We start from the raw sequence: 3,818 nt of genomic DNA on the forward strand, positions 1-3,818 counted from the left end.
TACTTTTGAAAAATTAAATTTTTGATGCAATTTAAACACCCAGAAATTCTATACTTTCTTTTTTTATTGGTAATTCCAATTATTGTACACTTATTCCAATTAAGACGATTTAAAAAAGAATATTTCACGAATGTTAAATTGCTGAAAGAACTCCAAATTCAAACCCAAAAAAGTTCTACAATTAAGAAATGGTTGCTTCTGGCAACTCGTTTATTATTGCTTGTTGCTTTGATATTTGCTTTTGCTCAACCTTTCTTTAAAGGAAAAGATGATGATAAAAAGAATAACGAATTGGTTATTTTATTAGACAATTCTTTTTCTATGCAAGCCAAAGGAAATAAAGGTGAATTGTTAAAAAGAGCTGTTCAAGAATTGATTGAAGAAACTCCAGAAACTAAAACTTTATCTTTATTGACAAGCAATGATGTTTTTTGGGACACAGATATCAAATCCATTCAAAAAGAATTATTGAATCTAAAATATAGCGGAACACCTTTTGAAATTGATAATTTAATTACAAAAATACAAGCTAAAAAACCAAATACTTCTATTGATTATGTAGTAATTTCTGATGCGATAAATGTAGAATCAAAGAAAACGAATTCACTTTCTGATGGAAACTCACTTTACTTTATTGATGCAATTGCTCAAAGCAAAAATAATGTTAGTATTGAAAATGTAACGCTTTCGCAGAATTTAGAACAGTTTTATGAAATAAAGGTTAAGCTGAAATCTTTCGGAGAACAAGAAAATGGCATTCCACTTTCAATTGTAAACGGTGCAAAAAATGTAGCCAAAACAATAGTGAATTTCAAAGAAAACGAACAAACCGTAGTTTTCACATTACCAAAAAAAGATTTTCATGGTTATGCCCAAATTCAAGATAAAGGGCTGACTTACGATAATACATTTTATTTCAGCATCGAAAAACCAAAGAAAATCAAGGTAACAACTATTGGAACTTCTGATAAAAATGCTTTTCTATCCAAAATTTATACTTCAGACGAATTTGAATTAACAAACTATACCATTTCAGAAATTAATTATACTGAATTAGAAAATCAACATACAATTGTACTTAATGAATTAGAAGAAATTCCAAGCTCATTGGCAACTAATTTAAGTGACTTTTATGCAAAAGGTGGCAATGTGATTATAATTCCATCAGCAACAATTTCGGTGGAAAAATTAAATAGTTTGACTAATAAAGTTGGAAACACAAACTTTACGGCTTTACAAAATCAAGAAAAGAAAATTACTAAAATCAGCTTTTCACATCCATTATATCAAAATGTTTTTGAAAAGAAAGTCACAAATTTTCAATATCCGGAAATTAAACAAAGTTTTGCCTTAAGCACAAAAGGATTACCAATTTTACAATGTGAAGATGGAAGTTCGTTTCTACAATCAACAAGTAATCAAGTTGGAAGTATTTATACATTTTCTGCACCCATTAACAAGCAAAATTCTAACTTTCAGAATTCACCTTTAATTGTCCCTACTTTTTACAACATGGCACAAACCAAGGGAAATTCAGGGAAATTATCTCACATAATTGGAGAAAATGAAGTCCTTTTAATTGATGCTATTACTAGTAAAGACGAAGTAATTTCGATTCAAAATGAAGACGAAAGCTTTATTCCAATGCAACAGGTTTTGAATACCAAAATCAAATTATCATTAGGTGATTTACCTGACAACTCTGGAAATTTTGCAGTTGAAAAGAAAGAAAATAAGCTAAAAAAAATAAGTTTTAATTACGCACGAACAGAAAGTGATTTAGGTCAGAGAAACGAAACCACTTTTGAAGAATTCACTAAAGTTAATGACATTTCAACAGTTTTCAACGAAATAGAATCAACCAGAAGTTCTAAAGATTTTTGGAAATGGTTTATTACCTTAGCCTTACTATTTTTGGTAAGTGAAATGTTAATTCATAAATTCGTGAAGTAGTATTTTACAACTTTAAACAACAACACAACTAAACAATTTTCAAATGAAAAATGTTATACTAAAACAAGCAACTATTATAGATTCTGAAAGTCAATTTCACAATCAAAAAATGGATATTACTATTGAAAATGGAACCATAACTTCTATTGATAAATCGGCAAAAAACCCAAACAAATTAGAAGAAGTATCTTTAGATAATCTCCATGTTTCACAAGGTTGGTTTGATTCTTCTGTAAGTTTTGGAGAACCAGGACTTGAAGATAGAGAAACTATTAGCAATGGATTAAAAGTGGCCGCAAAAAGTGGTTTTACTGATGTTGCTTTACAACCTAACTCCTATCCTATTATTGATAATCAATCATCAATTTCATTTGTAAAACAAAAAGCTCATGGACTTGCTACAAATCTATTTCCAATTGGAGCTTTAACAAAAAATAGTGAAGGAAATGATTTAGCTGAGTTATTTGACATGAAAAACGCTGGAGCAATTGCTTTTGGGGATTATAACAAGTCAATGGACAAAGCCAATATTCAGAAAATTGCTTTGCAATATGTGCAAGATTTTGATGGTTTAGTGATTTTATTTTGTCAAGAAAAAAGCTTGAAAGGAAACGGTGTTGTAAATGAAGGAATTGTAAGTACCAAATTAGGTTTAAAAGGTATTCCAAACATGGCAGAAGAAATTGATTTGATTCGAAATCTGTCTATTTTAGAGTATACTGGTGGAAAAATGCATCTTCCAACAATTTCAACAGCAAAATCAGTTGCTTTAATCAAAGAAGCCAAAAACAAGGGTCTCAATGTGACTTGTAGCGTTGCAGTTCATCATTTGACTTTAAATGAAACGGTTTTAGAAGGTTTTGATTCGAGATTTAAAGTTTCACCACCTTTGCAAACAGAATTAAATAGAAAAGCTTTAATCAAAGGAATAACTGAAGGAACAATTGATATGATTACATCAGATCATAATCCAATTGATATTGAACATAAAAAATTGGAATTCGATTTAGCTAAAGATGGAACCATTGGTTTGGAAACTGCTTTTGGAATGCTTCAAAATGTACTTTCAACTGAAATCATAATTGAAAAATTAGTGAACGGAAAAACAGTTTTTGGACTAGAAAAAAACACAATAGCGGTTGGAAATAAAGCAAGTTTGAGTTTATTCGAACCTAATTCAATATCAGTTTTTGGTAAAGAAAATATACTTTCAAAATCTAAAAATTCAGCGTTTTTAGGACAAACTTTAAAAGGAAAAGTGTACGGAATTTATAATAACGGAAAATTAGAATTATAATGGAAAATTTAGAAGACATCAATAAAGGAAAAAATACTGCTATCATAAGTTACCTTACAATTATAGGAACGATAATTGCTGTTTTAATGAACAATGAAAACAAATCAGAATTTGCTAGTTTTCATGTTCGACAAGCATTAGGAATTAATCTTTTATATTTGATGCTGTCCTATATTATAGGTGGTTTTGATAGTTGGATGATTAGTATTTCTTTTTGGGTTGCTATGTTTGCACTTTGGGTTTACGGATTTATTGGTGCGTTAAACGGAGAAAAAAAAGAAAGTCCCATTTTTGGCCGATTCTTTCAAAATATTTTTAAAAGCTTATAATTTATGTCATTACATCATTTAGTTAGAGAACCAAAAGTCAAATTAGATAAAAATCCAGCTATTATTTTATTACACGGTTATGGAAGTAACGAAGAAGATTTATTCTCCTTTGCAACTGAATTACCAGAAGAATATTATGTAATTTCTGCTCGTGCACCATATGATATGATGTATGGGAGTTATGCTTGGTATGCTATTAATTTTGAGAAAGGTTGGAAGCACGGTAACTGTCCTAAGTT

General features: G+C 29.5%; 3 protein-coding genes and 1 pseudogene. All 4 read left to right on the forward strand.

Annotation, left to right across the window (positions count from 1 at the left end; translation table 11 throughout):
* Positions 1-24 precede the first annotated feature (24 nt).
* Positions 25-1,953, forward strand: a complete 1,929-nt coding sequence (locus tag AACZ53_RS14135) for a BatA and WFA domain-containing protein (protein WP_339839783.1) — start codon at positions 25-27, stop codon at positions 1,951-1,953.
* Positions 1,954-1,996: 43 nt separating this feature from the next.
* Positions 1,997-3,250, forward strand: coding sequence for a dihydroorotase (locus tag AACZ53_RS14140; RefSeq protein ID WP_339839785.1), 1,254 nt, complete (start codon positions 1,997-1,999; stop codon positions 3,248-3,250).
* On the forward strand, positions 3,250-3,579 hold the full coding sequence (locus tag AACZ53_RS14145) for a hypothetical protein (RefSeq protein WP_339839786.1): 330 nt from the start codon (positions 3,250-3,252) through the stop codon (positions 3,577-3,579). The genes AACZ53_RS14140 and AACZ53_RS14145 overlap by 1 nt, the downstream gene beginning before the upstream one ends.
* A 3-nt stretch (positions 3,580-3,582) precedes the next feature.
* Positions 3,583-3,818, forward strand: a pseudogene (locus tag AACZ53_RS14150) (hypothetical protein); the annotation flags it as partial.

Origin of the sequence: uncultured Flavobacterium sp. (assembly GCF_963975005.1) — a bacterium.
GTDB lineage: Bacteria > Bacteroidota > Bacteroidia > Flavobacteriales > Flavobacteriaceae > Flavobacterium.

Bases quoted from the DNA above. Each gene is read 5' to 3' on its own strand.
- AACZ53_RS14135 (WP_339839783.1), top strand. From the start codon at position 25: ATGCAATTTAAACACCCAGAAATTCTATACTTTCTTTTTTTATTGGTA.
- AACZ53_RS14140 (WP_339839785.1), top strand. From the start codon at position 1,997: ATGAAAAATGTTATACTAAAACAAGCAACTATTATAGATTCTGAAAGT.
- AACZ53_RS14145 (WP_339839786.1), top strand. From the start codon at position 3,250: ATGGAAAATTTAGAAGACATCAATAAAGGAAAAAATACTGCTATCATA.